The sequence below is a fragment of the Sphingopyxis italica genome, assembly GCF_011926545.1.
GTDB classification, from domain to species: domain Bacteria; phylum Pseudomonadota; class Alphaproteobacteria; order Sphingomonadales; family Sphingomonadaceae; genus Sphingopyxis; species Sphingopyxis italica.
This window is the reverse complement of record NZ_JAATIT010000002.1, coordinates 641,891-667,071: the sequence shown is the minus strand read 5'-3', so window position 1 is coordinate 667,071 and position 25,181 is coordinate 641,891. Positions and strand designations below refer to the sequence as shown.

At 63.6% G+C, this 25,181-nt stretch carries 25 protein-coding genes and 1 pseudogene; 16 read left to right on the top strand and 10 right to left on the bottom strand.

Annotated elements, in window-relative coordinates; genetic code table 11:
• Positions 1-258 precede the first annotated feature (258 nt).
• Positions 259-612, top strand: a pseudogene (locus GGR90_RS10900) (IS3 family transposase); the annotation flags it as partial.
• Positions 613-737: 125 nt separating this feature from the next.
• Here GGR90_RS10900 and GGR90_RS10895 read toward each other — a convergent pair.
• From GGR90_RS10895 to GGR90_RS10875, 5 genes are read right to left on the bottom strand one after another with little or no spacing between them, the layout of a single operon-like run.
• Positions 738-1,883 carry an oxidoreductase gene (locus GGR90_RS10895; protein WP_167921448.1) on the bottom strand — a complete coding sequence of 382 codons (1,146 nt, stop codon included), beginning with the start codon at positions 1,881-1,883 and terminating at the stop codon, positions 738-740.
• The gene (locus tag GGR90_RS10890) at positions 1,883-2,686 is read right to left on the bottom strand and encodes an alpha/beta fold hydrolase (RefSeq protein ID WP_167921447.1); all 804 of its coding nucleotides are present in this window, start codon (positions 2,684-2,686) and stop codon (positions 1,883-1,885) included. Before GGR90_RS10890 ends, GGR90_RS10895 begins: the two co-directional genes overlap by 1 nt.
• 8 nt (positions 2,687-2,694) lie before the next feature.
• Positions 2,695-3,156 (bottom strand): nuclear transport factor 2 family protein, encoded by a 462-nt coding sequence (locus tag GGR90_RS10885; protein WP_167921446.1) that lies wholly within the window; start codon positions 3,154-3,156, stop codon positions 2,695-2,697.
• Between the two features lie 24 nt (positions 3,157-3,180).
• Positions 3,181-4,473 carry an acyl-CoA dehydrogenase family protein gene (locus tag GGR90_RS10880; RefSeq protein ID WP_167921445.1) on the bottom strand — a complete coding sequence of 431 codons (1,293 nt, stop codon included), beginning with the start codon at positions 4,471-4,473 and terminating at the stop codon, positions 3,181-3,183.
• A 31-nt stretch (positions 4,474-4,504) separates the two neighbouring features.
• Entirely contained in the window at positions 4,505-5,257 is a 753-nt protein-coding gene (locus tag GGR90_RS10875) for a glucose 1-dehydrogenase (protein ID WP_167921444.1), read from the bottom strand.
• Between the two features lie 275 nt (positions 5,258-5,532).
• Here GGR90_RS10875 and GGR90_RS10870 point away from each other — a divergent pair, with 275 nt between their 5' ends.
• From GGR90_RS10870 to GGR90_RS10830, 9 genes are all read left to right on the top strand, one after another.
• A complete protein-coding gene (locus tag GGR90_RS10870; RefSeq protein WP_167921443.1) occupies positions 5,533-7,794 on the top strand; it encodes a TonB-dependent receptor in 2,262 nt (753 codons plus the stop codon).
• Positions 7,795-7,806: 12 nt separating this feature from the next.
• A complete protein-coding gene (locus GGR90_RS10865) occupies positions 7,807-8,541 on the top strand; it encodes an SDR family NAD(P)-dependent oxidoreductase (RefSeq protein WP_167921442.1) in 735 nt (244 codons plus the stop codon).
• Entirely contained in the window at positions 8,529-9,560 is a 1,032-nt protein-coding gene (locus GGR90_RS10860) for a phosphotransferase family protein (protein ID WP_167921441.1), read from the top strand. The genes GGR90_RS10865 and GGR90_RS10860 overlap by 13 nt, the downstream gene beginning before the upstream one ends.
• Positions 9,560-11,191 carry a long-chain-fatty-acid--CoA ligase gene (locus tag GGR90_RS10855; RefSeq protein ID WP_167921440.1) on the top strand — a complete coding sequence of 544 codons (1,632 nt, stop codon included), beginning with the start codon at positions 9,560-9,562 and terminating at the stop codon, positions 11,189-11,191. The genes GGR90_RS10860 and GGR90_RS10855 overlap by 1 nt, the downstream gene beginning before the upstream one ends.
• On the top strand, positions 11,188-11,892 hold the full coding sequence (locus GGR90_RS10850) for a TetR/AcrR family transcriptional regulator (protein WP_209023680.1): 705 nt from the start codon (positions 11,188-11,190) through the stop codon (positions 11,890-11,892). Before GGR90_RS10855 ends, GGR90_RS10850 begins: the two co-directional genes overlap by 4 nt.
• A 295-nt stretch (positions 11,893-12,187) precedes the next feature.
• On the top strand, positions 12,188-13,345 hold the full coding sequence (locus GGR90_RS10845) for a CaiB/BaiF CoA transferase family protein (RefSeq protein WP_209023679.1): 1,158 nt from the start codon (positions 12,188-12,190) through the stop codon (positions 13,343-13,345).
• 31 nt (positions 13,346-13,376) lie between these two features.
• Complete coding sequence (locus GGR90_RS10840; protein ID WP_167921439.1) at positions 13,377-15,047, top strand: flavin-containing monooxygenase; 1,671 nt, start codon at positions 13,377-13,379, stop codon at positions 15,045-15,047.
• Between the two features lie 355 nt (positions 15,048-15,402).
• Positions 15,403-16,401 carry a ribosome small subunit-dependent GTPase A gene (gene rsgA, locus GGR90_RS10835; RefSeq protein WP_167921438.1) on the top strand — a complete coding sequence of 333 codons (999 nt, stop codon included), beginning with the start codon at positions 15,403-15,405 and terminating at the stop codon, positions 16,399-16,401.
• 168 nt (positions 16,402-16,569) lie between these two features.
• Positions 16,570-17,220, top strand: a complete 651-nt coding sequence (locus GGR90_RS10830) for a glutathione S-transferase (RefSeq protein ID WP_167921437.1) — start codon at positions 16,570-16,572, stop codon at positions 17,218-17,220.
• A gap of 309 nt (positions 17,221-17,529) precedes the next feature.
• Here the strand turns inward: GGR90_RS10830 and arsH are convergent, their stop codons facing one another.
• Genes arsH through GGR90_RS10810 form a run of 4 tightly spaced genes read right to left on the bottom strand, consistent with a single transcriptional unit; the run spans position 17,530 to position 20,128 of the window.
• Positions 17,530-18,285 (bottom strand): arsenical resistance protein ArsH, encoded by a 756-nt coding sequence (arsH, locus tag GGR90_RS10825; RefSeq protein ID WP_167921436.1) that lies wholly within the window; start codon positions 18,283-18,285, stop codon positions 17,530-17,532.
• Positions 18,286-18,288: 3 nt separating this feature from the next.
• On the bottom strand, positions 18,289-19,353 hold the full coding sequence (gene arsB / locus GGR90_RS10820; protein WP_167921435.1) for an ACR3 family arsenite efflux transporter: 1,065 nt from the start codon (positions 19,351-19,353) through the stop codon (positions 18,289-18,291).
• Positions 19,354-19,356: 3 nt separating this feature from the next.
• Complete coding sequence (gene arsC, locus GGR90_RS10815) at positions 19,357-19,785, bottom strand: arsenate reductase (glutaredoxin) (RefSeq protein ID WP_167921434.1); 429 nt, start codon at positions 19,783-19,785, stop codon at positions 19,357-19,359.
• 13 nt (positions 19,786-19,798) lie between these two features.
• The gene (locus tag GGR90_RS10810) at positions 19,799-20,128 is read right to left on the bottom strand and encodes an ArsR/SmtB family transcription factor (RefSeq protein WP_167921433.1); all 330 of its coding nucleotides are present in this window, start codon (positions 20,126-20,128) and stop codon (positions 19,799-19,801) included.
• A gap of 222 nt (positions 20,129-20,350) precedes the next feature.
• Between GGR90_RS10810 and chrA the strand changes: the two genes are divergently transcribed.
• From chrA to GGR90_RS10795, 3 genes are all read left to right on the top strand, one after another.
• Positions 20,351-21,562, top strand: coding sequence for a chromate efflux transporter (gene chrA, locus GGR90_RS10805; protein ID WP_167921432.1), 1,212 nt, complete (start codon positions 20,351-20,353; stop codon positions 21,560-21,562).
• A 34-nt stretch (positions 21,563-21,596) separates the two neighbouring features.
• Entirely contained in the window at positions 21,597-22,979 is a 1,383-nt protein-coding gene (locus tag GGR90_RS10800) for an alkaline phosphatase PhoX (protein WP_167921431.1), read from the top strand.
• A gap of 100 nt (positions 22,980-23,079) precedes the next feature.
• Positions 23,080-23,454: a glycine zipper 2TM domain-containing protein gene (locus GGR90_RS10795; protein WP_167921430.1), complete on the top strand. Its 375-nt coding sequence runs from the start codon at positions 23,080-23,082 to the stop codon at positions 23,452-23,454.
• 86 nt (positions 23,455-23,540) lie between these two features.
• On the opposite strand, the gene sciP is transcribed toward GGR90_RS10795, so the two are convergent.
• Positions 23,541-23,819: a CtrA inhibitor SciP gene (gene sciP, locus GGR90_RS10790; RefSeq protein ID WP_167921429.1), complete on the bottom strand. Its 279-nt coding sequence runs from the start codon at positions 23,817-23,819 to the stop codon at positions 23,541-23,543.
• A gap of 328 nt (positions 23,820-24,147) precedes the next feature.
• Here sciP and GGR90_RS19480 point away from each other — a divergent pair, with 328 nt between their 5' ends.
• The 3 genes from GGR90_RS19480 (at position 24,148) to GGR90_RS19765 (ending at position 24,869) form a co-directional block, all read left to right on the top strand.
• The gene (locus GGR90_RS19480) at positions 24,148-24,390 is read left to right on the top strand and encodes a hypothetical protein (protein ID WP_245198575.1); all 243 of its coding nucleotides are present in this window, start codon (positions 24,148-24,150) and stop codon (positions 24,388-24,390) included.
• Positions 24,387-24,542, top strand: a complete 156-nt coding sequence (locus GGR90_RS19475) for a ribbon-helix-helix domain-containing protein (protein WP_245198573.1) — start codon at positions 24,387-24,389, stop codon at positions 24,540-24,542. The genes GGR90_RS19480 and GGR90_RS19475 overlap by 4 nt, the downstream gene beginning before the upstream one ends.
• Before the next feature lie 96 nt (positions 24,543-24,638).
• Complete coding sequence (locus tag GGR90_RS19765; RefSeq protein ID WP_167921427.1) at positions 24,639-24,869, top strand: DUF2274 domain-containing protein; 231 nt, start codon at positions 24,639-24,641, stop codon at positions 24,867-24,869.
• Positions 24,870-25,181 lie beyond the last annotated feature (312 nt).

Here is a 25,181-nt window from a genome sequence, read left to right as displayed (position 1 = left end):
GAACGAAGCCGAGGTTTCGGTCATGTCCCAGAGCATGAGTCTGCTGCTTGGACTGCCAAAATTTGCCGGAAACCCCGATGTGCAGGACCTCCTGTCGAACCTCGACCGTCTATTCGCAGTGATTATGAAGTCCGAGTAATTGGCCCGTTCGTACGTCGATTAGATCGGAGACCGTACAACGTGCGCCGTCAACAAGGGCGCGATCGTTGCGCCGCGCCGGGATATGGCTTGTTATTATGGCTTTCTCGACCACGCTGCCTGGAAAAGCCATCATTGATGATGGCTGCCCAGCGGCAAAGACCCGACCGCGGTCTCATCTGTCACTCGGATCGCGGATCGCAATACGCAGCGGGCGCCTTTGTCGATCACTTGGCCGCGATCGGTGCCACGCCCTCGATAAGCCGCACTGGCAATTGTTACGATAATGCCCCGATGGAAAGCTTCTTCCACACCCTCAAGGTCGAACTCGTCCATCAGTGCCGATGGGCGACGCAAGCTGAAGCGCGGCAGGCCCTGTTCGGATACATCGAAGCCTATTACAACCGGCACCGCATGCACTCGGCCCTCGGGTATCTAACCCCCGAGCAAGCCGAGCAGAGCATGGCCGGCTAACCCAGTGTGTCCGCCGAACCGGGGGAAGATCAGGTCGGCGGTCCGGGCACCGGCCAACAGCACCGTGAGGCGGAGAACGGCGTGCGATTTTTTCAGCCCTGGACCCGCAAAATTCCGCGCCCGCGTCAATCATGCTCATATTGCTGGAGCGCTCTTGCACGGTCGTACGGCGTCAGTTCGTCTATGCGTTGCTGTTCGACCTTTTCCAGCCAATTCGGATCGGCAAGAAGGACGCGGCCAAGAGCAACGAGATCGAACTCGCCACGTTCGAACATCTCCACGAGGTCCTCAAGCCGGGCGAGCATCGGCGAGGAAATGCCCTCGACGAAATCCTGCATCAGGTCGCGGTCCATGCCGATCGACCCGACGGTGATCACGGGTTTGGCGGTGACTTCCTTGATCCAGCCGCCGAGGTTTTTGGGATCGCCTTCATATTCGGGTTCCCAGAAGCGCCGCTGCGAGGCGTGGAAAATATCGACGCCGGCGCGGACCATCGGATCGAGCCAGCGGTGCATCTCGTCGGGGTCGCGCGCCAGTTTCACGTCATAATCATAGGTCTTCCATTGCGACACGCGCATGATGATCGCGAAGTCCTCGCCGACGGCTTCGCGGCAGGCGGCGACGACCTCGGCCGCGAAGGTCGCGCGGTCGGCGATGTCGGGGCCGCCGTAGCGATCGCCGCGCAGGTTCGTCCGGTCCCAGAAGAACTGGTCGAAGATATAGCCGTGCGCGCCATGAAGCTCGATCGCGTCGCAGCCGATGCGTTTCGCTTCGCGTGCGGATTCGGCGAAGGCGGCGGCGGTGTCGGCGATGTCCTTCTCGGTCATCGCGCGGCCGCCCGGCACGTCGGGCCCGGCAAAACCCGACGGGCTTACCAGCTCCGCATGGGGGGAGTCGGGAAAATTGAAGTCGATGCAGCCGCCGACGTGCCACAATTGCGGGACGAACATGCCACCCTCGGCATGGACGGCGTCGACCGCACCCTTCCACGCGGCAAGGGGAGACTCGCCGGCGAAGATCGGCACGGTGTCGGCGGCGACGGTGTGGTCGATGGCGACGCCGGTGCCCTCCGTGATGATCGTGCCGATCCCCGCGGCGGCGCGGCGGCGATAATATTCGGCGCCATCATCGGTCAGTACGCCGCCAGGCGCGAAATAACGCGACATCGGCGCCATGCAGAAGCGGTTGGGCGCCTTCAGCGACTTGCACGTGAAGGGGGCGTGCAGCGGGGCGAGCAGGGCGGCCAGATCGTCGGACGGCGTGGTGGTCATCAAGCGAGTTTCCTCACGAAGTCGAGGAACGCCTCGTTATAGGCCGAGGGCGCTTCGAGCTGGGGCGAATGGCCGGTGTCCAGGGTGAGCAGCGTACCGTTTCGCGCGCAGTTGGCAGCGAACCCCGCGATGGCGGGGTCGGCGATGCTGTCCCTGGCGCCGCCGATCGACAGCACCGGGAAGTCGAAGGATGCCAGCAGGTCGCGCTGGTCGAGCGTCGCGAGACCGGCGAGAGTGTCGCTCGCGCGCGGACCCGTGGCGATGAAGCCGCGTTCGACCCAGCCGATCATCGCCTCGCTCGCGCCTTCACCCGACGCGCCCTCGGCAAGGGCGCGGAAGAAGCCGGGGCGGTCGGCGGTGATCGCGGCGCCGATGCCGAGGACATCCTCGGCGGTGCCGCCGTGCGCGAAGCCCTCGCCCTGGACATAGCGCGGCGATGCGCCGCAGGTCAGGACAAGCCCCGCGACGCGTTCGCCGAGCAGCCCGGCGGCCGCGACCGCAACGGCGCCGCCGAGCGACCAGCCGTTGAGCGCGACGCGGGGGGCGCCGCAGTGCTCGACGATCGCCGTGACGTCGCGGGTGATCGCGTCGATCGACATGTCGGTGAAATCGCGGTCGGAGCGGCCGCAGCCGCGGTGATCGACGGTGATTGCGCCATGACCGTCGGCGAGGAGAGCCTCGACCGCCGACGCCCAATAGTCGCCCGACATGCCCCAACCGTGGATCAGCACGACCGGCAACTCGGGCGCGCGGTGGTGCGCATAATAGACGCGTCCGCCGTCTTCGGTGTCGAGATAGGCCATGTCAGCTCCTATGCCGGCGGCGACAGCGTGACGCCGGACAGCGGGTTGAAGTGATACATCTTCACCTTGCGATGCGCGATCTTCCAGACCCCGCCGCGCCGTTCGAAAATGTCGAAATAGCTGGCGGCGACCGTCTGCGCCTGCCCGTCCGACGTCGTGCCGATGCAATCGACGTCGCATACCCCCGTTGCGCGGTCTTTCCCTTCGAAGGTGATCACAAGGTTTGTGGTGTAGTGGCTTGACGCGAGCCAGGCGTCCCACAGGATATCCTTGGTGACATGCGCGATGCCGTCGCTGCCCTCGAAGGTGCCGAAGGGCGGGCCGATATCCCAGACGGCGTCGGGCCACCAGATCGCGGCGAAGCGGTCCCAGTCGCGCTTGTCGAAGCCGTGGCAATAATCGCTGACGAGGTCGTGCATCGCGAACCGGCTTTCGACGCGGTCGAGGCGGTGTTCGATGTCTTCGGTCATTCCGGACTCCTACGGATAGGGGCTTCAGTCGAGGTGGGCGGCGAACTTCTCGCGGGCGGCGGCGAGGCGCGTCGGCACATGATAGGTCGGGAAGGGGCCGTCCGACGGCGCCACGTCGCGCAAGATGTCCTTGGCGACGCCGATCTTGTGAACCTCCGTCGGTCCGTCGACGATCCCCATTTCGGGCACATATTGCCACATATCCATCAGCGGGGTTTCGTTCGACATGCCGAGCGAACCGTGGAGATGGAGCGCGCGATAGACGACGTCCTTGAGCACGCCCGGCATCGCCGCCTTGATCGCGCTGATCTCGCGCCGCACCGGGCGCGTATAGGTCTTGTCGCGGTCGAGCAGCCAGGCGGCGTAGAGGACGTGCAGCCGGAACTGCAGGATCTGCGTATAGCTGTCGGCGATCTTTTCCTGGACCATCTGCTTGTCGGCCAGCCGTTCGCCCTTGGTGGTGCGGCTGACGACGCGTTCCGTCATATAGTCCATCGCCTTGTTCAGCATGCCCACGGTGCGCATCGCATGATGGATGCGGCCGCCGCCGAGCCGCGACTGGGCGACCTTGAAGCCTTCGCCGACCGGACCGAGCCGGCTTGCCTCGGGCACGCGGCAGTCGGTGAAACGGAGATAGCCATGGACCCCGCTGCCGATCTCGTCCTTCGGCCCGACCGCGGTGTTGCGCACGATCTCGAGCCCGGGCGTGTCGTGCGGAACGATCAGCATCGTCGAACCCTCGTGCACCGGCACATCTGGATCGGTGATGACCATGACGATCAGGAATTCGGCGATGCAGGCGTGGCTCGCGAACCATTTTTCGCCGTCGATCACCCATTCGTCGCCGTCGAGGTGCGCCTTGCAGGTGAATTCGCCGGGGTCGGCGCCAGCCTGCGGCTCGGTCATCGAGTAACAGGAGACGATTTCGCCATTCAGCAACGGCTGGAGATATTTCGCCTTCTGTTCGACGGTGCCGAAGCGCGCGAGGATTTCGGCGTTGCCGGTATCGGGCGCCTGCGTCCCGAACACCGTCGGTGCGAAACGGCTGCGCCCGAGAATCTCGTTCATCAAACCCAGTTTGAGCTGGCCGAGGCCCTGACCGCCGAGTTCGGGGCCGAGGTGGAGGGCCCACAGGCCCCGCTTCTTCACTTCTTCCTTGAGCGGCGCCATCGCGCGCGCGGCGGGCGAGCGCGGATCGACATGCGCGGCGGGGTCGCGGAAAACGAGGTCGAGCGGTTCGATCTCCTCGGCCACGAAACCGCGCATCCATTCGAGCTGCCGTTCGAATTCGGGGTCGGTCGAAAAATCCCAGGCCATCAGCGAGAGGTCCTTCCGCTTGGAGTCACGCTCATTGCCCCGCGTACCAGGCACCATCGACCCAGAGTTCGGCGCCTGACACATATTTCGCCTCGTCCGAGGCGAGGTAGAGGCTGGCGTAGGCTATATCCATCGGGTCGCCGACGATGCCCATCGGGATCGACGCCTTGATCGCGGCATCCTGTTCGGGGGTGATTTCGCCGAGGATCGGCGTTTTGATCTGGCCAGGGAAGATCGTGTTGACCCTTATGCCCTGCTTGGCAAACTCGAGCGCGCCGGCCTTGCCCATCACGCGCACTGCCGCCTTTGAAGCGTGGTAGGAAATGGCGTTCGGGCTGCCGATAAGGCCATAGAGCGAGCTGATGTTGACGATCGACGCGTTGCCTGACGCGAGCAGGGCAGGGGCGGCCGCCTTCATGCCCAGGAAAACGGCAGTCTGGTTGATCGCGATCATGCGGTCCCAGCCTTGCCGGGTTTCTTGGGTTATGCCGCCGGGGTGAAAGATGCCGGCATTGTTGACCAGTGTCGTGAGCTTGCCGAAACGGGCGACGGCATCGGCGACTGCCGCATCCCAATTGCCTGCATCGGAAACATCGAGATGGATGAAGGCCGCCTTGCCGCCTTCGCTTTCGATCGCGGCGACGACGGCGTGACCCTTTTCCGCCTGCACATCGCCGATGAGCACCGCGGCGCCTTCGCGGGCGTAGAGGATCGCCTGCGCCTCGCCCAGGCCGCTCGCGCCGCCCGAGATCAAGGCCGACTTGCCGGCTAGCCGGTCTGCCATATTCACTCTCCCATCAGGTGTTTATCGTTGGGGAATCTTCTTGCACACTTACTAGATGAGAACAAGCAAGAATATTTTCATGATCCATTTTGTGAAAAAAGATATATAAATATCAGATAGATAATCTATATTCGTTCTGAGATTATATCGTTGAAAATAAAATTTGCTTGTCGATAACAAGCAAGTGAGGCATGCTTCGATCGGCGCGTGCCTCACGAGAACCGCACAAGCGGCCGTGAGCGACCAATGCGCCCGTCGATGGGAGAGAAATGATCATGATCGATCGCGTGAAATCCGTGCGCCTTCTGGCCACCGCAGCAGTCATTTTATGTCCGGCATCGATCGCCAGCGCGCAGGAAGCCGCCGGCGAAACGCGGGTGGCATCGTCCGGAGGGCTCGAAGAAATCGTCGTCACCGCGCGCAAGCGCGAGGAGAGTATGCAGGACGTGCCTGCGTCGATCAGCGCGCTGTCGGCGGGTGATCTCGATCGACGTTTCGATTCCGACGTTCGCGACTTTGCCGACTCGTCACCCAACATCGTTATTGACGATACGCAGCAGGGACCCGGCGGCGTAGCTGCGGTCTATATCCGCGGCATCGGCGTCGCCGACGTCGAAAAGTCGGTCGACCCCGCAGTCGGTGTCGTGTTTGACGATGTCTATATCGGCCAGAGCTCGGGCAGCCTGCTCAAGGCAATCGACATCGACCGTGTCGAAGTGCTGCGCGGGCCGCAGGGCACATTGTTCGGACGCAACGCAACGGGCGGGGTCATCAACCTCGCGCGCTCGCGCCCGACCTATGACCTGACCGGCAAGGCGCGCGTGACTTATGGCCGCTTCGACAGCTGGAAGGTCGAAGGCGTTGCCAGCACCGGCCTCGCCGACAATGTCGCGGTCAAGGTCAGCGGGGCGTACGAGAAGTCCGACGGCTATATCTTCAACAGCTTCCAGAACCAGGACGGGCAGCGGTCCGAATTTTACGCCATCTCCGGGGCGCTGCTGTTCGAGCCGACCGACAATCTCGACATCCAGCTCAGCTATGATCATCAGAAGACGGAGCAGGATCCGCCGCAGCTGCTCGCGGTCAACCGCCCGACCGACCTGTTCTGCACGGCCTATAACCAATGCTCGCCCGCGCCGGGCGTGCCGACCTCGGGCGATCATTATGACAGCGTATCCGACGGCCGGCTCGAGAAGAATGCGAGGTTCAAGCTCGACATGGCGATCGCCAAGGCGACCTATGACCTCGGATCCGACATGCAGGTCGACTATATCTTCGGCTGGCTGAAAACCGATGAGGAAATCAATCAGGATTTCGATGCCGGACCGGAGACGCTTTATCACACCGACCGGCCCGCGCGCTGGCGCCAGACGACGAACGAACTGCGCCTGACCAAGGGCGGATCGGGGCCGCTGACCTTCGTCCTCGGCGGTTACCTCTGGGATTCGCGCTACACGATCAATCTCAAGAATTATATCGGTTTCGCGGGCCCGCCGCTGCTCACCAGCGCACAGGACGTCAGGCAAACCAACAAGTCGTGGGCGATCTATGGCGAAGCCGATTACGAGATCGTCGACCGGCTGACGCTGACGGTCGGCGCGCGCTACACGAAGGACAAGAAGTCGAGCATCGTCAACGACCTGCCGATCTTCTTTTATGGCACGACGGTCGAGGAAAATCCGACAGGAAGCGCGCCGGGCGTCATCGTCATGGCCGATCCGGTCAAGAAGAGCTGGTCGAAGTTCACGCCGCGCGTTTCGGTTCGTTATGAAATCACCGACGAGGCGATGATTTATGCCCTCTGGTCGCGTGGCTATCGTGGCGGTGGCTTCAACGGGCGGCCGTCGACGATCGGCGCAGCGACGATTCCCTATGATCCCGAAACGCTCGATAACTATGAAGCGGGTTTCAAGACCGAGTTCGCGAACGGGCGCGTGCGCCTGAACGGCGCGGCGTTCCTGATGAAATATAACGATATGCAGCAGGATCTCGACGTGCCAGCGCCGGGGACTTCGACCGGGCGCGAAAACCGCACGATCAACGCGGCATCGGCGGAACTCAAGGGGTTCGAGCTCGACCTGACCGCGCGCGTCGCCGATGGTTTCACGCTCAACGGCAATCTCGGCTATCTCGATGCGAAATATAAGGATTTCGTCGGCGACATTTACAGCACCGGGACGCCGATCGACGCGAGCTTCCTCAAGATCCGCCGGGCCCCGAAATGGACGTGGAGCCTCGGCGGAACCTATGAGGCCGATATCGGCAGCAACGCTTCGGCGTGGATCTCCGGCGACGTCCATTATGTCGGCGGGCACGAGATCACCTTCCTCAACAACCCGAACCTGCGCAACAGCGGGCAGTATCTGGTCGACGCGTCGATCAACGCCCGTTTCAACAAGACCACGGTCAGCCTGTTCGGCAAGAATCTGGCCAACGAAAAGGGCTGGACGATCGGTTACGACGTCCAGGGCGTGTGGAGCTATGCCGCGCCGCGACCCCGGCGGACGTGGGGCGTCGCCGTGACCCAGGCCTTCTGAGCGGGACGCGGCATGGCCAAGACGCCGGAGTCCGAACAGCGCCGTTGGGTGGTCACGGGCGCATCGCGAGGCCTTGGCCTCGCGATCGCCCGCCTGGCCGCGAGCAAAGGGGACAAGGTCGCGCTTGTTGCGCGTGGCAAGGATATCGACGCGCAGGCGAAGACGATCGGAGAGAATGCGATCGGTCTTGTGGCGGACGTGACCGATCCGGCGTCCGTGACGCGCGCCTGCGCGGAGGTCGCGGAGCGTTGGGGGGGCATCGATGTGCTCGTCAACAATGCCGGGCTGCATCGCGGCGGATTGATCGGCTCGCTCGCGCTGGACGATTGGCAGGCGGTGCTCGATACCAACCTGTCGGGCCCGCTCAACTTCGTGCGGGCGGCTCTGCCCTATCTGGGCGAGGGCGGGGCGGTCGTGAATATCGGCGCGATCGTGGGTTTGCGCGGCTTTTCCGGCGACGCGGCTTATGGCGCGTCAAAGGCCGGGCTCGCGGGCCTTACCCAGGTGCTGGCGGTCGAACTGGCGCGTCGCGGTATCCGCGTCAATCTGGTCATTCCGGGCATGACATCGACCGAAATGACGGCGGGCATATCGGCGCGTGCGAAGGCCAAGCTCGTGGCAGCCATTCCGCTGGGCCGCGAAGGCACTGCCGAGGAGTTGGCCGACGTCGTCTGGTGGGTGGCGGGGTCGCCCTATATGACCGGCTCGATCATCTCCAACGACGGCGGCCTGCTATGCAGATTGTGAGCGATCCGGCCGAGCGGTTCGCCCGCTGGCTGGAGGATGAGGCGGGGATTGCCGATGCGCGGATCGTCCGCCCTCTGACCGGCGGCAACGCCAATGTCACAAGCCTGGTCGAAAGCGCGAGCGGCCCGATGGTGCTGCGGCATCCACCGGGTGATACGGTGTCCGATTTGGCGGGCGCCGGCATCGCGCGCGAATTTCGCTTCATTTCGGCGATTGCGGGAAAGGCGCCGGTCGCCGAACCCATCTTGTTCTGCGACGATCCGGACGTACTCGGCGTGCCCTTTTCGCTGACGCGCTTTGTGCGCGGCGCCGCGATCACCGAGACGCTGCCGGATGGTTATGCGCACGATGTCGCGACGCGCGACGCCCTTGGCCATGCGTTGATCGACGCCATCGCCAGCGTCCATGCGATCAAGCCGATTCCCGCGGGGCTAGGCGATGCAGACAAGGCACGAAACTTCGTCGTCCGCCAGATCGAGCGATGGCGCGGCGTGCGGGCGGCGCATGCGGTCCGCAACCTGCCGTTGATCGAAACGCTCGGTGCATGGCTCGCCGATAATGCACCGGCGCCCGAAGCGGTGCGGATCGTGCACTGCGACTATCATCTCGACAATGTGCTGATGGATCTGGCGGAACCCAAGGTCCGGGCCATCCTCGACTGGGAGATGGCGACGCTGGCCGATCCTCTGGTCGATGTCGGGCTGGTCACCGCGATGTGGAACCGCGACGACAGCCTGCCGCTCGGCTTCGCCTTTGTTCAGCGGGTGTCGAACGTCGCGGGGGTGGTCGGCGGCGCCGACCTCGCGCGGCGCTGGGCTGACGCGACCGGGCTGTCGATCGAGCATCTCGGATATTTTCAGGCCTTTGCGCTCTGGCGCCTCGCCGCGATCGTCGAGGGCGCTTATGTCCTGTTTCGCGAAGGGCAGGTTGACGGTCCGTATGAACGCGGCCTCGAACATGATGTACCGGCGTTGCTCGATGCGGCGAAGCGGATCGTGCGCGGCGAGGGGATGGCGTGATGGACGCCACGATGATGCACGAGCCGCTGGGTACCGCGACGATCTTCGCGCACGGCGAACGCATCCACGCGACCAGTCGCATCGGCCTGTTCGACGGCGAGCAGGTGATTTGGCGCAGCGTTGCGGAGATCGCCGAACGCGCTCGCCGCCTTGCGGCAGCGCTGCGCGCCGCGGGCGTGGGGCCGAACACGCGCGTCGCGACGCTCAGCTGGAATGATTTTGCCCATTTCGAGGCCTATCTCGCGGTGCCGGCGATGGGGGCGGTGCTCCATACGCTCAACCTGCGGCTGCACCCCGACCAGATCCGTTTCATCATGGCCGATGCCGAAGGCGCGCTGCTGATCGCCGATGGTCCGTTGCTCGCCGGGCTTTTGCCGCAGGTCAATTCGCTCGACGCGCTGAGGCACGTCATCATCACGGGCGATACCGTCGGGCTCGCCGGACTGGAAAAGCCCTGGACGCGCTATGAGGATTTTATTGCCGGCCATGCGCCACTCGCCGAATTTCCGGTGCCCGACGAAATGGCCGCGGCGGCAACCTGCTACACCTCGGGGACGACCGGCAATCCCAAGGGCGTCGTCTATTCGCATCGCACGATCTTCCTGCACAGCCTGGCGTCAATGGCGGCCAATGCCTTTGCGCTCAGCGATCACGACACGATCCTGCTGCTGCCGCCGATGTTCCATGCCAATGCGTGGGGGCTCCCCTATTCGGGCTGGCTCGCGGGCGCCGATTTCGTGCTGCCGGGGCCGCATCTGCAGCCCGAGGCGATCCGCCGGATGATCCGCGCCACCGCGCCGACCTTTACCGCCACGGTGCCGACGATCCTCAACGACCTGCTCCGCGCCGATGGAGCCGACCCGGTCGACATGACGAGCTTTCGCGTCATCGTTGCCGGTGGCTCGGCGGTTTCGGAGGGGCTGATCGCGGAGGTCGGGAGCCGCTGGAATGTACCTCTTATCCAAGGGTGGGGAATGACCGAAACGAGCCCATTGTGCGTGCTGTCGCATCCGGCCGCCGATACCACGGGCGAGGCGGCGCGGCACCTGCGCGCGAAAAGCGGGCGCCCGGTCGCCGGCGTGTCGGTGCGGCTGGTCGACGATGCGGGCAGACGGGTCGCCGAGGACGGCAAGAGCGTCGGCCGATTGCAGTTGCGCGGGGCGTGGGTCGCGCGCGGCTATCACCGCGGCGCGGGCGCTGATGTGCTGACCGCCGACGGCTGGCTCGATACCGGCGATGCGGGGACGATCGACGAACGCGGCTATGTCCAGGTCACCGACCGTATGAAGGATCTGATCAAGTCGGGCGGCGAATGGATTCCGTCGGCCGAGCTCGAGAACCATGTCGCCAGCCTTGCGGGTGTCGACCTGGCCGCGGTGATCGGCGTCGCCGATCCGCGCTGGGAGGAGCGGCCGCTCGCCATCGTTACGACCACGGACGGTGCGCGCCCCGATTTCGCGGGCCTGCGCCGCGCATTGCAGGACCGCGTCGCACGTTTCTGGATACCCGAATACTGGGCGCACGCCGACACTCTGCCGTTGACCAGCGTCGGCAAGATTGACAAGCAGGCGCTACGCGAGGCCGTCGCGACGGGCAAAATGGCCTTTGAAAGGATTGATGAATCTTCATGAACGCACCGTCGTCGATGAAGGGCAAGGCCTCGCTGCGCGAGGTAACAGAGGTCCCGCCGGCTCCCGCCAAGGTGCGCGCCAAGCCGCGCGCCGTTCGCCGCACGCAGGCGGAACGCACCGCGCTGTCCGACGCCCGCATGTTCGACGCGGCGATGCAGTTGATCGTCGAACAGGGGACGCACGCGACGACGCTGAAGGAGGTCGGCGAACGCGCCGGCTATTCGCGCGGGCTCGCATCGAGCCGCTTCGGATCGAAGGATGCGCTGTTTGGGCAATTGGTGTTGCACTTCAACACGAGCTGGACGCGCGAACTGGCGAACAAGGTCGGTACGCGCGGCGGCGCGCAGGCCTGCCTTGCCGCCTTGCGCGCGGTCGAGGGATTCCTGGCGAGCCACTCGGGTTATATGCAGGCGATGTATATCCTGTGGTTTGAATCGATCAGTTCGCACAATGAGGTGCGCGATCATCTCGCCGCCTACCACGAGATTTATCGCAGCGACGTCGCCCACTGGGTCGAAGAGGGGATCGTCGGTGGCGAGATCGACGCGTCGGTCGATGCCGAATGTTATGCCTTCGGCTTTTGCAGCTTCATCTTCGGGACGATCTATCAATGGCTCGTCGCCCCCGACAATGTCGATCTGCCGAAGCAGTTCGAAGCCTATCGCCGCTCGACCGCGAAGGCCTTCGGGATCGCCTACTGATTCTTTCGACTATTCCTGTTTAGAGCAATAAAGACAGTGGTTTAAACGATCTCGTTTGCGCTTGATTTTTCATTTGCTAGACGCTAACAAATAAATCAAGAGATGCTAATGAAGGCATCGGAGATATTGGGAGAGCTGGCTTGGCCAAGGCTGTCGAACCGCTGCCGTTGCGGAGCGCGTTAGCCCATTCGGCCGACAGGACGGCGCCAAGGCGTACCGGCCTGTGCGTGTGCCATTGCGCCGTCGCAGAAAAGTCCATCGGATGAGCTGCGCGGCTCGCATCGACGGGAGTTTGATGCGGCCGGTGCTTGAAGGCGTGCGCGTCATCGAACTCGCCGGGATCGGTCCGGCACCCTTCTGCGGCATGATGCTGGCCGACCATGGCGCCGAGGTGATCCGCATCGACCGGCCGGGCGGCAGCGATCCATTATCGCAGGATCAGGGGCGCGATGTCCTGCTCCGTTCGCGGCGGTCGATCACGCTCGATCTGAAGCGGCCCGAGGCGGTCGAGATCGTCGCCCGGCTGGTCGAGACCGCCGACGGCCTGATCGAGGGGTTTCGGCCCGGAGTGGCCGAGCGACTGGGGATTGGCCCCGACGTCCTGATGGCGCGTAACCCGGCACTGGTCTACGGCCGGATGACCGGTTGGGGACAGGACGGCCCGCTCGCCGACAAGGCAGGGCATGACCTCAATTATATATCGATCAGTGGCTGCCTTGCGGCGCTTGGCGCTGAAGACCAGCCGCCGATACCACCGCTCAACCTGATCGGTGATTATGGCGGCGGCGGGATGATGCTGGCATTCGGATTTGTGTCGGCGCTGCTCGCGGCGCGGCGGAGCGGCGCGGGGCGTGTGATAGATTGCAGCATGGCCGACGGCGCTGCGGCGTTGATGGCGGGCATGTGGTCGCTGCGGCACAATGGCATGTGGAGCCACGGACGTGGCCGGAATCTGCTCGACGGCGGCGCCCCCTTTTACGCCTGCTATGCCTGCGCCGACGGCCGCTTTATCGCGATCGGCGCGATCGAGGCGCAATTCTATGCGCGGCTCGTTGACGCGCTGGGGCTGGCTGGCGATCCACTCTTCGTCGCGCAGCACGACCAGTCGCAATGGCCCGCGATGAAGGCGCGGCTCGCCGGGATTTTCGCCAGCGGACCCCGCGCGACCTGGACCGCGCGGCTGCAACAGCGCGATTGTTGTTACAGCGAAGTGCTGACGATGGACGACGCGCCGGCGCACGAACACAGTCGCGCGCGGGGCAGCTATGTCGAGGCCGACGGCTGGACGCAGCCGCGCCCCGCGCCGCGCTTCGCGGACACCGACATCGTCGCGCCCAAAATGTGGCGACGCGATTCCGATCGCGCGGCGATCCTCGCCGAGATCGGAGCGGTGGACCCCGATCGCGTGGCGGCGGGACAAGAACTTTGGAAGAACAGGACGAGCGCCGGATAAGGCGCCGTCGGATTTGTGGAGAGTGTGACAGATGACTACGAACGACAAGGCGAGCGGGACCGCTGGGGACTATGACGCGATCGTGATCGGGGCCGGTTTTGCGGGCCTTGCGCTGATCCATTATATCCGCGAGTTGGGCCTCTCCGTCCGCGTATTCGACCGGGCGTCGGATATCGGCGGCACGTGGACCTGGAACCGCTACCCGGGCGCCGCGACCGACAGCGAGAGCTATTATTATTGCCTTACCTTCTCGCCCGAGCTGCTGCAGGAATGGTCGTGGACGAAGCGCTATCCCGGCCGCGAGGAAACCCAGAATTACATGCGCTTCGTCGCCGACAAGTGCGACATGTGGCCGCACATCCAGCTCGATACCGAGATCGTCGAGGCGGAATATCTGGCGGAGCGCGGATGCTGGCAGGTCACGACGGGCGACGGCGACATCTTTACCAGCAAATATTTCATCAGCGGCATGGGCATGATTTCGGAGCCGATGATCCCGAAGATCCCCGGCATGGATCGTTTCAAGGGACCCATCTTCCATTCCTCGCGCTGGCCGCACGAAGGGTTGGACTATGCTGGCAAGAAGGTCGGCATCATCGGCGCCGGCGCGACCACGGTGCAGATGCTGCCCGTCGTCGCCGAAACCGCAGGCAGCGTGACGGTGTTCCAGCGCACGCCCAATTATGTCCTGCCCGCGATGCAGAAAGAGATGACCCCGGAGTGGGAGAAGGAGATCAAGAACAATTACCCCGCGATCGTCGCGAAGTGCCGCAACCATGTTTTCGGCATGGCCTTCGACAGCCCGGTGGGCCGCAATGTGATGGACACGCCGCCCGAGGAGCGGCAGCGCATCTTCGAGGAAAACTGGACCGGGAGCTTCCGCTGGGTGTTCGAGACGTTCGACGATCTGCTCGCCAGCCCCGAGGCCAACCGGATCGCGGGCGACTTCATCGCTGCCAAGATGCGCGAGCGCGTTAACGACCCCGCACTCGCCGACCTGCTGACGCCAAGCTTCGATGACTATCCGTTGTTCGCCAAGCGCCCGCCGCTCGACCACGGTTATTTTGAAGCCTTCAACCGTGACAATGTGCATCTTGTCGACATCAGGAAGCAGGAGCCGCTGGTCGAGATCACCGAAACCGGGGTGCGCACGACGCAAGCCGACCATGAGTTCGACATCATCGTGCTGGCGACCGGCTTCAAGGCCTATACCGGCGCGCTCGAAGCCTTTCCGATCCGTGGCAACGGCGGGCAGGCGCTCCGCGAAAAATGGCAGGAGCAATCAGCGTGCATCATGGGGGTCTGCGTCGCGGGCTTCCCCAATATGTTCACCGTCACCGGGCCGCAGGCGCCCTTCGCCAACCTGCCGACCTCGATCGAACAGAACGCCATCTGGATCTCGCGCTGCATCGGCAAGATGGAACGCGAGGGGATGGATATTTTCGAACCGCGCGAAGAGGCCGAGCGCGAATGGACCGCCGCGACCGCGGACATCCACGGCCAGACGCTGATGAACGAAGGCGACAAGGTCAACTCGTGGATGATGGGTGCCAACCGCGACGACAAGGGCGCGCGCGTCCTGATCTATTTCGGCGGCGCCAATCTCTATTATGACGCGCTCGACAAATCGGCGGCCGAAGGCTTTCCAGAACTGGAGTTCAAGAAGTTGTCAGCCGACATATGCGCTGTCGCAGCGAGTTGAGTCATCGCGATCATATCCATTGGCCGTGCGGCGGTTTCGCTAACACAATGATCCGCGCCGCGTTCGTCAACCCGCCAGCCAATTGATCGGCGCGACATTGTCCGCTTTTCACGATTCATGCTCCCAAGCTGACTGTCTCAAACCAGCCAGTGGAACCATATGGTTCAAGATAATCGCGCACCTCGGTTCTGTTGTCAGGCGTCCTTGGTAAGATCGTCGGGCGCCAGCCCCCTTGCGGTCGTTATATTTTATGTTCCGGATAACTATGTGATACCGAGATCACCGAGGGCGATATGCTGGCCCGGCGCAGGGAAGCAGCGCTGTCAGTCAAAAGGAAAGATCCGTCTGCGGCTTTATGACATCCACCAATGAGACTTTGGAAGAGCTGGGCTGGAGGGAATTTTTCAGCGAGCATATGACGAGCGACGAAGTCGGGCAGTATTATCCGGTCCGGGTGACGGCCGTGCATCGCGGCAAGATCGCCGTTGCGGGCGCGGGGCCGCCGCGCTTCATCACTCCCTATATTCAAGGCGCTGCGCCGTCCGATGACCATCCGACGGTCGGTGACTGGCTGCTTGTCGACTGCCAAACGCTGCAGCCGTTGCGCGTCCTTCCTCGCATGAACCTGTTCAAACGTCGCGCGCCCGGTGATCCGCGCAAAGAGCAAATGATCGCCGCGAATGTCGATACGCTGTTCATCGTTGCCTCGTGCAATCAGGATTTCAGCGTCGCGCGGCTGGAGCGATATCTGGTTCTGGCGCGCGAGGTGGCGGTGAATCCGGTCGTGGTGCTGACTAAGACCGATTTGACAGACACCTCGGAGAAATTCGAGACGGCCGCACGCGCAATCGCGCCGGGATTGCGTGTCGAAACCGTCAACGGCAAAGATCCCGCCAGCGTCGCTGGGCTTGCGCGATGGTGCGGCAAAGGTGAGACCGTTGCACTATTAGGATCGTCGGGCGTTGGCAAATCGACGCTCGTCAACACCTTGCGAGGATCGGACAGCATCGCGACCCAAGCGATCCGGGCGCGCGATGATACGGGGCGTCACACGACCACCGTGCGAGAAATGCATCGGCTCGATCAGGGGGGCTGGTTGCTGGACACGCCCGGAATGCGCGAACTGCAACTGTCCAACGCCGGCGATGGAATATCAGAGGTCTTCGACGACTTCATTATCGCGGCGCATGGGTGCCGCTTCTCCGACTGCGCGCATGGCAACGAACCGGGCTGCGCTGTTCGAGCCGCGATTGCCGCGGGCACGTTGACATCGGTGCGGTTTGATCGCTGGCGCAAGCTGGCAGCCGACGAGACCGCCAAAGCCGCATATCCTATGAGGCGAAGAGGCGGATGACGGCCGATCCTATGGCCGGCCTCAGCACTGATATCGCGGGAGGCTTGAATGGAGCCGCGTCGGAAGCTCTGCGAACCGCAAATGGTTCAGCCGGGCAGCCGAGCATTGGCGCCCATCGGGGCATTGCCTCGATTTGGCAGTACATGTGCCGCGGGCTATGACTGAGCCATGTGCGATGCCCCGATCCTCTACAGCTTCCGCCGTTGCCCTTATGCAATGCGTGCACGCATGGCATTGCAGGCGAGCGGGACCCCCTATGTGCATCGTGAGATCGTGCTGCGCGACAAGCCCCGCGCTATGCTGGATGTTTCGCTCAAGGGGACCGTGCCGGTGCTCGTTCTGCCGGGCGGGACGGTGATCGACGAAAGCATCGACATAATGCACTGGGGACTGGCGCAGCACGACCCCGAGAACTGGCTCGCACGCCATGACGAAGCATTGGTCGCGGAATTCGATGGCCCGTTCAAACATCATCTCGACCGGTATAAATATGCCGAAAGATATGATGTCGATCCGTTTGTTCACTGCGCCGCAGGACTGGCGATCCTGGCGGATCTTGGAGCGCGGCTGACCCGCCGGAAATATCTCGGCGGAACGGAGAGAGGTTTCACCGATGTCGCGATATTTCCCTTCGTGCGGCAGTTTGCCGCCGTCGATGCGGATTGGTTCGGAGAGCATGCGTCCCCAAGCCTGCGCGACTGGCTGTGGAGACTGGTCACGTCAGCCCTGTTTGAACGGGCGATGGTTCGATTCCCAACTTGGGTTCAGGACCAAGATGGAGCCGACGAAGATCTCATGCCGACGTCGGCTTCTCGCTAGGTTTACGGAGCAGCGGATAGTCTCTAAACGGCCATTTACGTGCCACCTCAGCGCTCACTCGGGGAGCTTCTCTCGGCGTCGACTGAAAAATAAATGCGGGTAATATGCCGGATAAGGACCATATGCCGTGGACGTGCTGGCCGTGTGCGGAGGGGGCGAGCCCTTACAATCGGCATCGCGGGCACCCATACACCGACTGCATCAACAGGCCGGACAGACGACTGCACCCGGCCAACGGCCAGATCATCACTTTACACTTGCAACGCGGGAGCCATCCACAGATGCCAGTCCGCGATCGGCCACTCCATATTACGCGCCCGGAATTCCCGCGAGCTGTGCAGGCGTGACAACCGGTTCGTTCCGGTCCTTGCGCTCCGAATAGCGGTCGACGAGCTGTTCGGCATGGCCGCGCATGAGCACGGTGAAGCGCACAAGTTCCTCGGCGACATCGACGATCCGGTCATAATAGCTCGACGGCAGCATACGGCCGGCCTCGTCGAACTCCTGATACGCCTTGGCGACGCTCGACTGGTTGGGGATGGTGATCATCCGCATCCAGCGGCCGAGGATGCGCAGCGTGTTGACGCTGTTGAACGATTGCGATCCCGCGGATACCTGCATCACCGCCAGCGTACGGCCTTGCGTCGGACGGAGGCCCTTGTAGGCGAGGGGCAAATGGTCGATCTGCGCCTTCATGATTCCGGTGATCTGGCCATGACGCTCGGGGCTGCACCAGACCTGGCCTTCGGACCAGAGTGAATGCTGGCGCAGTTCCTCGACCGCCGGATGATCGTCATCGGCCACCTGATCGGGCAGCGGCAGGTCGGAGGGATCGAAAATGCGTGTCTCGCACCCGAAGAGCTGGAGCAGGCGCGCAGTCTCTTCGACGACGAGGCGTGAGTAGGAGCGCTCGCGCAGTGAACCGTAAAGGAGCAGGATACGCGGCGGCGGCTCGACCGGGCCGAGACCGAGCGCCGGCTGGGCGCGCAGATATTCGGGGCTGAGCGCCGGAAGATGGTTTGCATTGGTGAGCGGGCGGAGGCGTGTGAAAGCTGGGTCTGTCATTACCTATCCTGCCGTGGGAGTGCTTTCGGGGAACCAGCGGCGTCCGAGGCGAAACGCGACGCCGACGAGAAGGATGAGGACGGGCACCTCGACGAGCGGGCCGATCACCGCCGCGAAGGCGACGGGTGAGGCGAGGCCGAAGGCGGCAATCGCGACCGCGATCGCGAGTTCGAAATTATTGCCTGCGGCGGTGAAGGCGACCGCGGTCGTGCGCGGATAGTCGGCGTCGATGAGCTTGCCCATCCAGAAGCTGATCAGGAACTGTACGACGAAGTAGATGCTGAGCGGGATGGCGATGCGGATCACGTCGCCGGGAATGGTGACGATCTCGCCGCCCTTCAGGCTGAACATGGCGACGATGGTGAAGAGCAGCGCGACGAGGGTGATCGGCGCGATGCGCGGCAGAAAGCGCGTCTCGTACCAGTCATTGCCCTTCGCGCGGGTGAGTATCTTGCGGGTGAGAAACCCTGCGAGGAACGGGATGCCCAGATAGACGAGCACCGCCTCGGCAATTGTCGTGAAGCTCACGTCGATGACGCTGCCTTCGAGCCCGAACAGCGGCGGCAGGACGGCGAGGAAAAGCCAAGCGTAGACGCTGAATAAGAGGATCTGGAAGATCGAGTTGAACGCGACGAGCGCCGCGACATATTGATTGTCGCCCTTGGCGAGCTGGTTCCAGACGATCACCATCGCGATACAGCGGGCGAGGCCGATTAGGATCAGGCCGGTCATATATTCGGGCTTGTCGGCCAGGAAAATGACCGCGAGCGCAAACATCAGCACGGGGCCGATGATCCAGTTCTGGATGAGCGAGATCGCAAGCACGCGCTTGTCGTCGAACACGCGCGGTAGCTCGTCATAGCGGACACGCGCCAGCGGCGGGTACATCATCAATATGAGGCCGATCGCGATCGGGATGTTGGTGGTGCCGATCGACAGGTCGTCGATTGCGCCTGGCAGGCCTTCGAAGATGCTTCCGAGAAAGACGCCGAACGCCATCGCGAGGAAGATCCAGAGCGTCAGGTAGCGGTCGAGGAACGACAGCCGTTCGGGCTTGGTCGCGGACATCGCTCAGTCGCTTTTGCGATTGCCGGCGGCATCGACGACGAGCTCGCCGTCCTCCTTGGCGAAGGCGCCGAGCTGCCTCGCCGGAAGGATGTCGAGTACGGCTTCGGAGGGGCGGCAGAGCCTCACCCCGAGCGGCGATACGACGAGCGGGCGGTTGATCAGAATGGGATGCGCCATCATCGTGTCGACGAGCTCCGCATCGCCAAGCGCGGGATCGTCGAGGCCGAGTTCGGCATAGGGGGTGCCTTTTTCGCGGAGGAGATCGCGCGGAATTATCCCGGCGCGCGCGATCAACTGTTCGAGCAGCGGGCGCGAAGGCGGCGTCTTCAGATATTCGACGACATGTGGTTCGATCCCCGCGTTGCGGATGAGGCCAAGCGTATTGCGCGAGGTGGCGCAGGCGGGGTTGTGGTAGATGATGATGTCGGTCACGGCTTCGCTCCGATCAACAGCAGGCGAGTTCGGCGAGCAGCGGCTCGCAGAGTTCGGCGCGGCCCTGGCAGCAATCCCTGGCGAGGAAGAGCATCAGGGCTCGAAGCGCATCGATGTCGGCGCGCTGGATGAATCGGCGCCCACGCTTTTCCGTCTGCAAGAGCCCCGCCTTGGCGAGCACCGCCAGATGCGTGGAGAAGGTGCTCTGCGTCAGGCCCGAAAGGTCCACGAGCTGCCCTGTCGAAAGCCCCTCGGGCTCATGCTGGACGAGTTGCCGGAAGGCATCGAGCCTGGTCGGGTGCGCGAGCGCGGCGAGGGCGAGCAGGGCAGCGTCATTGGTCATGCATCGGGATTATTCGATGCATGGGCTCCCGTCAATACGCATCGCATATTCCCGATGGAAGTAACTGTTTCGTCGCCGCTTCAAAATATATAACCGCCACAATCATGGGCTGCCCGCTCAGTCGATATCCGCGTATCCGGCTGTTGAAGAATGGCTCGGCGCGGAATCGGAGACATTATGGCATTTGGGCAACCTCCTTCCGCACTAGCTTGAAAGGATGAGATGGCCTGTACGAGCAAGCACGACGACGCAGAGACGGGGACAGCCGGCGAGGTATTCGGTGCGTTCCTGAAGCTTGGCTGCACGTCGTTCGGGGGCCCGATCGCGCATCTCGGCTATTTCCGCGACGAACTGGTCGCGCGGCGGCGATGGCTCGACGACCACGCCTATGCCGAACTCGTCGGGCTTTGCCAGTTTCTCCCGGGTCCTGCGTCGAGTCAGGCCGGCTTTGCGCTTGGGCTGATGCGGGCGGGGCCGCTCGGCGGCTTAGCAGCCTGGACGGCGTTCACCCTGCCATCGGCGATCCTGATGTTCGGCTTCGCGCTAGTCGCAGCCGATCTCTCGGGTCCTCTCGCCGCTGCCGCAATCCACGGCCTCAAGATCGCCGCAGTCGCGGTCGTCGCGCAGGCGCTCGTCGGAATGGCGCGCACGCTCACACCCGATCTTCCCCGGCTTTCGCTCGCCGCCGCGGCCATGGTCGCGATGTTGATCGCCGCAGCTCCGGCGGCGCAGATCGCGGTCATCCTTGTCGGCGCGCTCGCGGGCGTCGGCTTCGGCAAGGCCGGTAAGGTCGAGCTGCAAGCACCGATCGGTTGGGCTCCGCGCCGGCGGACCGGCTTCGCCTGCCTTGCGCTGTTCGCAGGCCTCCTGTCGCTCTTGCCGCTGGCGTCGAGCTGGCAAGGATCGTTCGCGCTCGCCGACATCTTCTATCGCGCCGGCGCGCTCGTATTCGGCGGCGGGCATGTGGTTCTGCCCTTGTTGCGGGAGGGACTGGTGCCCGGCTGGATGAACGATGGCCAGTTCCTCGCGGGCTATGGCGCAGCGCAGGCTGTGCCGGGACCGCTCTTCACGCTTTCGGCCTATCTCGGCGCGCTCGCCGAGCCCGATGCTCCGGTAGCAGGTGCGCTGACAGCTCTTACGATGATCTTCCTGCCGGGACTGCTGCTGACCGCAGGCGCGATGCCGTTCCGCGCCGCGATCGCCCAGAGCGCGACGGCGCGCGCCGCGATCTCCGGCGTGAACGCCGCAGTCGTCGGGATCCTGGCGGCCGCGCTCTACGACCCCTTATGGACGAGCGGCATATTGTCGCCTCCCGATGCGATGATCGCGATTGCAGGGTTTGGGCTGCTCGTCCGGCTCCAAGTGCCGCCGCTTGCGGTCGTCCTCGGATCCGTGGCAGCCTCGATCGGCGCTGCCGTGCTTGCGGGACCGTAACAGGAATGTCCTTTTTCCGGGCTAGGGGCCGCCGATGCTGAAATTATCCGCTGCCGTCGATCGACGGGCCTTCACCTTCGGTCTCACCTCGCTGGCTTTCTCGGGACTGGCATTGAGCGGCTGCGCGACGTCGGGCGCACCGCGCTCGGCAAGGGCGCCGGGTTATGGCGCGCTCGAGCCGGACTCCGGCGGACTGCTCGACTTGCCGCGCGGTTTTTCTTACCGGGTCATTTCGCAGCTTGGTGAACGGATGGACGATGGCCTGCGCGTTCCCGACCGTGCCGACGGCATGGGGGCATTCTATATCGACAGGCATCGGGTCGCGCTCGTCCGCAACCATGAGCTGCAACCGAAACATGCGGGGGTCGGCCCTTTCGCGTCGCCTTCGCGGACGGGCCGCGGGTTCGGCCGGGGAGCCGATGGCGGCTGGTTGCCCGGCGGCACGACGACCCTGGTCTATGATCAGCGCAGCGGACGGGTCGAGCGGCAGCATCTCAGTCTCGTCGGCACGATCCGCAATTGCGCGGGCGGCGTCACGCCGTGGGGGAGCTGGCTCAGCTGCGAGGAGGATGTCTCGCGCGCGGGTAATGGGCTGACGCAGGATCATGGCTGGGTCTTCGAGGTTCCGGCGGCCCATCCCGGCCTCGTCGACGCTGTGCCGCTGCGCGCCATGGGCCGCTTCAACCATGAAGCCGCCGCCGTCGATCCGCGAACCGGTATCGTCTATCTGACCGAGGACCGCGACGACAGCCTCTTTTACCGTTTCCTTCCCGAGCGGCACGGCGAACTTGTACGCGGCGGCCGGCTCCAGGCGCTCGCCTTCGCCGATCGGGATCGCGGCACCGACAGCCGCAACTGGATGGCCCCGGATCTCGCCACAGGCGAGTGGATCGCGGCGCGGTGGATCGATCTCGATGGCGTCGACAGCGCGAACGACGACCTGCGTCATCGCGGCCATGCGCACGGAGCGGTGCGGTTCGCACGCGGCGAGGGCATCCACTTCGGCGACAGGGAACTCTATTTCTGCTGCACATCGGGCGGTGCCGCGAAGCTCAGCCAGGTCATGCGCTACCGTCCCTCGCCGCACGAGGGCCAGGAAGGCGAGACCACGAGCCCGGGCCGGCTTCAGCTATTCGTCGAATCCACCGATAAGGCGATGCTCAATTTCGGCGACAACATCACCATCGCGCCGACAGGGCATCTGATCATTTGCGAGGATCAATATACCGAGACCGTCGACAATCATCTGCGCGGAATCACGCCTGACGGGCAGGTCTATGCCTTTGCCCGCTTGCACGCGCAGACGGAACTTGCCGGCGCATGCTTCTCCCCGGACGGCCGGACGATGTTCGTGAACATTTATAGTCCCGCGAAGACGCTGGCGATTTCGGGCCCGTGGGGGAGGGTGCGAACGTAGCCCTGCGCGGCTATTCGCTGCACAAACGCGGGGGTATCTTCGTTCATCGGTTGTTCGGACAGACCGGTTTACCTTCTGCTCACATTGGAGGAGATCGGTCGTGAAGAAACTTCTTGCCGCCGCGCTTTTTGCGGCTCTCGCGATACCCGCTGCACCGGCGCTTGCCGATCCGCCGCCCTGGGCTCCGGCGCATGGCAAGCGTGCAAAGGATCGCGGCCTCTACGACAGCTACGGCCGCTATTATGAACCGCGGCGCCTCTCGCATAACGACCGTATCTGGCGTGCCAAGGACGGCCGCTATTATTGCCGCCGCGATAACGGCACCACAGGTCTCATCATCGGCGCGGCGGTCGGTGCGCTCGTCGGCCGTGAGCTCGATGGTGGCCGCGACCGGACGGTGGGAACGATCATCGGTGCCGCAGGTGGCGGTCTTCTTGGCCGCGCCATCGACCGCGGCGAGCTTAAATGCCGCTAGAAGAAACGGACGGCGCGAGAAGGACCAATTATCTCGCGCCGTCCTGGCGAGACCATGCCCTGTGGGGGTGGCACGGTCACATTTTGTCAGCCTGTCACATGGTCGCGGTAGCGCTGGACCTTGGTGATCCGAAGCCCCGCAATCCCGGCGCGATCGACCGATCGGCGCCAGGCGCCAAGTTCTTCGAGGCTCAACCGATATCGCTCGCAGGCGTCATCGACGCTTAGCAGCCCGCCGTCGATCGCAGCCAGCACCTCGGCCTTGCGCCGGCTCACCCAATAGGTGGTTGCCGAAGCCGGCAAATCTTCCATTGTCAGCGGACCCAACGGCCCCATGACCGACCTTGGTCTTGTCGTTTCGAGCACCGCGAATACTCCATTCGCATGGGCCTAAGCCGCCATGTGCCCCCCAAAGCAAATCTGCCCGAATCAGGTTAACAAAAGCTTGCGCTCGCACCCGATCCTGTTCCGGGCCTGCTCGCGCAACATTCCGTTCCCGGGCCCTGCTGCCAGCCCGGCGCCCGCGAAGCATCACCTGCTTTACAAGTTCCGAGCTGAAATGGTGTGGCCCCTCTTTGCTGATCTCAGCTATCGATTGCAGGAACGGACTACCTACCGCCCTGTGCAAGCCCTTAACGCACCGGTGATTTTTCGCCATTAGATTCACTCGCCACTGTTGGGAGCTTCTGCCGAAATGCGCCGTCCATTTTTGCTGGTTTTGCCCGCGTTCGCGCTTCTCGCTGGATGCCAGCCGGAGCGAGGGGGCCTCGCCGAGGCGCAGCGCCATTATGCCGACGGGCGATGGGGCGACGCGCGCGTCGAATTGATGAATTTTCTGAAGACGCATCCGGACAATGTCGCCGCGCTGAAGCTGATGGCGCGCATCCAGCTTGCGGGTGGGTCGAGGTCCGCGCCTGTCTCGCGCGGCGCGGCATGAAAGGCAATTTATCGCGCTTCGTCGAGGATGCCGTGAAATTGCGCCTGCTCGATCTGACGCTGGAGCAGGCCTACGCCGGATTCTCCGGCCTGTCCGAAGCCGACATGGAATTGCTTCTCGATGAAGCGTTGGCCGACGTGCGGCGAACCTGAGTGATGTTTCATGTTCCCCGTCAGCGCCAATGGCACAGATTTGAGGTTGTAAATTAAGGAGGGTTTGGGCTTCGTCGTAGTGACGAAGGAACGAAGATGAAGCCCAAACCCTCCTTGAAAAATTCGCCGCTGAAGGCCCGTGCAGAGCGGGTGGTGAAGGATATCCGGCGAGCGACGCGTCGGCACTTCTCGGCCGAGGACAATATCCGCATCGTGCTCGATGGGCTGCGCGGGGACCCCATGCCGCCCGAGAAGCTCGTGTGCCCGATGGTCGAACGCTTCATGGCAACCGATCGAGAGTTTGCAAAGCTTCGACGCCGATCCTGATTGCCAGAGCATTGTCTAAAAATGGTCCCGCCTTGGAGAGGAGCAATCCCTGGGCGGGACCATTGCCGTGTGGCGAGGGAAGAATCGATCTTCGCTCGGCAGGCGGTTGTTCGATTGGCCGAGCCCGATCCAAAGCACAAGGCTTCAGCAATCGCAGGAGGGACGTCCGCCTGCTTGCGATCGTCCGAACGCTGCTCGGGCGAATGGCCTGTGCAGAGACGTTCATGCGAAGGGCTTTGGAAGCTGAAGCTCACCAGCGTGTGCCGGACCGAACGAATCTCATCAAAGCGTGCCGTAGCGTGCTACGGCAAA

Coding starts and splice junctions, on each gene's coding strand:
- GGR90_RS10895 (WP_167921448.1), bottom strand. CDS start 1,883: ATGACCACCACGCCGTCCGACGATCTGGCCGCCCTGCTCGCCCCGCTG.
- GGR90_RS10890 (WP_167921447.1), bottom strand. CDS start 2,686: ATGGCCTATCTCGACACCGAAGACGGCGGACGCGTCTATTATGCGCAC.
- GGR90_RS10885 (WP_167921446.1), bottom strand. CDS start 3,156: ATGACCGAAGACATCGAACACCGCCTCGACCGCGTCGAAAGCCGGTTC.
- GGR90_RS10880 (WP_167921445.1), bottom strand. CDS start 4,473: ATGGCCTGGGATTTTTCGACCGACCCCGAATTCGAACGGCAGCTCGAA.
- GGR90_RS10875 (WP_167921444.1), bottom strand. CDS start 5,257: ATGGCAGACCGGCTAGCCGGCAAGTCGGCCTTGATCTCGGGCGGCGCG.
- GGR90_RS10870 (WP_167921443.1), top strand. CDS start 5,533: ATGATCGATCGCGTGAAATCCGTGCGCCTTCTGGCCACCGCAGCAGTC.
- GGR90_RS10865 (WP_167921442.1), top strand. CDS start 7,807: ATGGCCAAGACGCCGGAGTCCGAACAGCGCCGTTGGGTGGTCACGGGC.
- GGR90_RS10860 (WP_167921441.1), top strand. CDS start 8,529: ATGCAGATTGTGAGCGATCCGGCCGAGCGGTTCGCCCGCTGGCTGGAG.
- GGR90_RS10855 (WP_167921440.1), top strand. CDS start 9,560: ATGGACGCCACGATGATGCACGAGCCGCTGGGTACCGCGACGATCTTC.
- GGR90_RS10850 (WP_209023680.1), top strand. CDS start 11,188: ATGAACGCACCGTCGTCGATGAAGGGCAAGGCCTCGCTGCGCGAGGTA.
- GGR90_RS10845 (WP_209023679.1), top strand. CDS start 12,188: ATGCGGCCGGTGCTTGAAGGCGTGCGCGTCATCGAACTCGCCGGGATC.
- GGR90_RS10840 (WP_167921439.1), top strand. CDS start 13,377: ATGACTACGAACGACAAGGCGAGCGGGACCGCTGGGGACTATGACGCG.
- rsgA (WP_167921438.1), top strand. CDS start 15,403: ATGACATCCACCAATGAGACTTTGGAAGAGCTGGGCTGGAGGGAATTT.
- GGR90_RS10830 (WP_167921437.1), top strand. CDS start 16,570: ATGTGCGATGCCCCGATCCTCTACAGCTTCCGCCGTTGCCCTTATGCA.
- arsH (WP_167921436.1), bottom strand. CDS start 18,285: ATGACAGACCCAGCTTTCACACGCCTCCGCCCGCTCACCAATGCAAAC.
- arsB (WP_167921435.1), bottom strand. CDS start 19,353: ATGTCCGCGACCAAGCCCGAACGGCTGTCGTTCCTCGACCGCTACCTG.
- GGR90_RS10810 (WP_167921433.1), bottom strand. CDS start 20,128: ATGACCAATGACGCTGCCCTGCTCGCCCTCGCCGCGCTCGCGCACCCG.
- chrA (WP_167921432.1), top strand. CDS start 20,351: ATGGCCTGTACGAGCAAGCACGACGACGCAGAGACGGGGACAGCCGGC.
- GGR90_RS10800 (WP_167921431.1), top strand. CDS start 21,597: ATGCTGAAATTATCCGCTGCCGTCGATCGACGGGCCTTCACCTTCGGT.
- GGR90_RS19480 (WP_245198575.1), top strand. CDS start 24,148: ATGCGCCGTCCATTTTTGCTGGTTTTGCCCGCGTTCGCGCTTCTCGCT.
- GGR90_RS19475 (WP_245198573.1), top strand. CDS start 24,387: ATGAAAGGCAATTTATCGCGCTTCGTCGAGGATGCCGTGAAATTGCGC.
- GGR90_RS19765 (WP_167921427.1), top strand. CDS start 24,639: ATGAAGCCCAAACCCTCCTTGAAAAATTCGCCGCTGAAGGCCCGTGCA.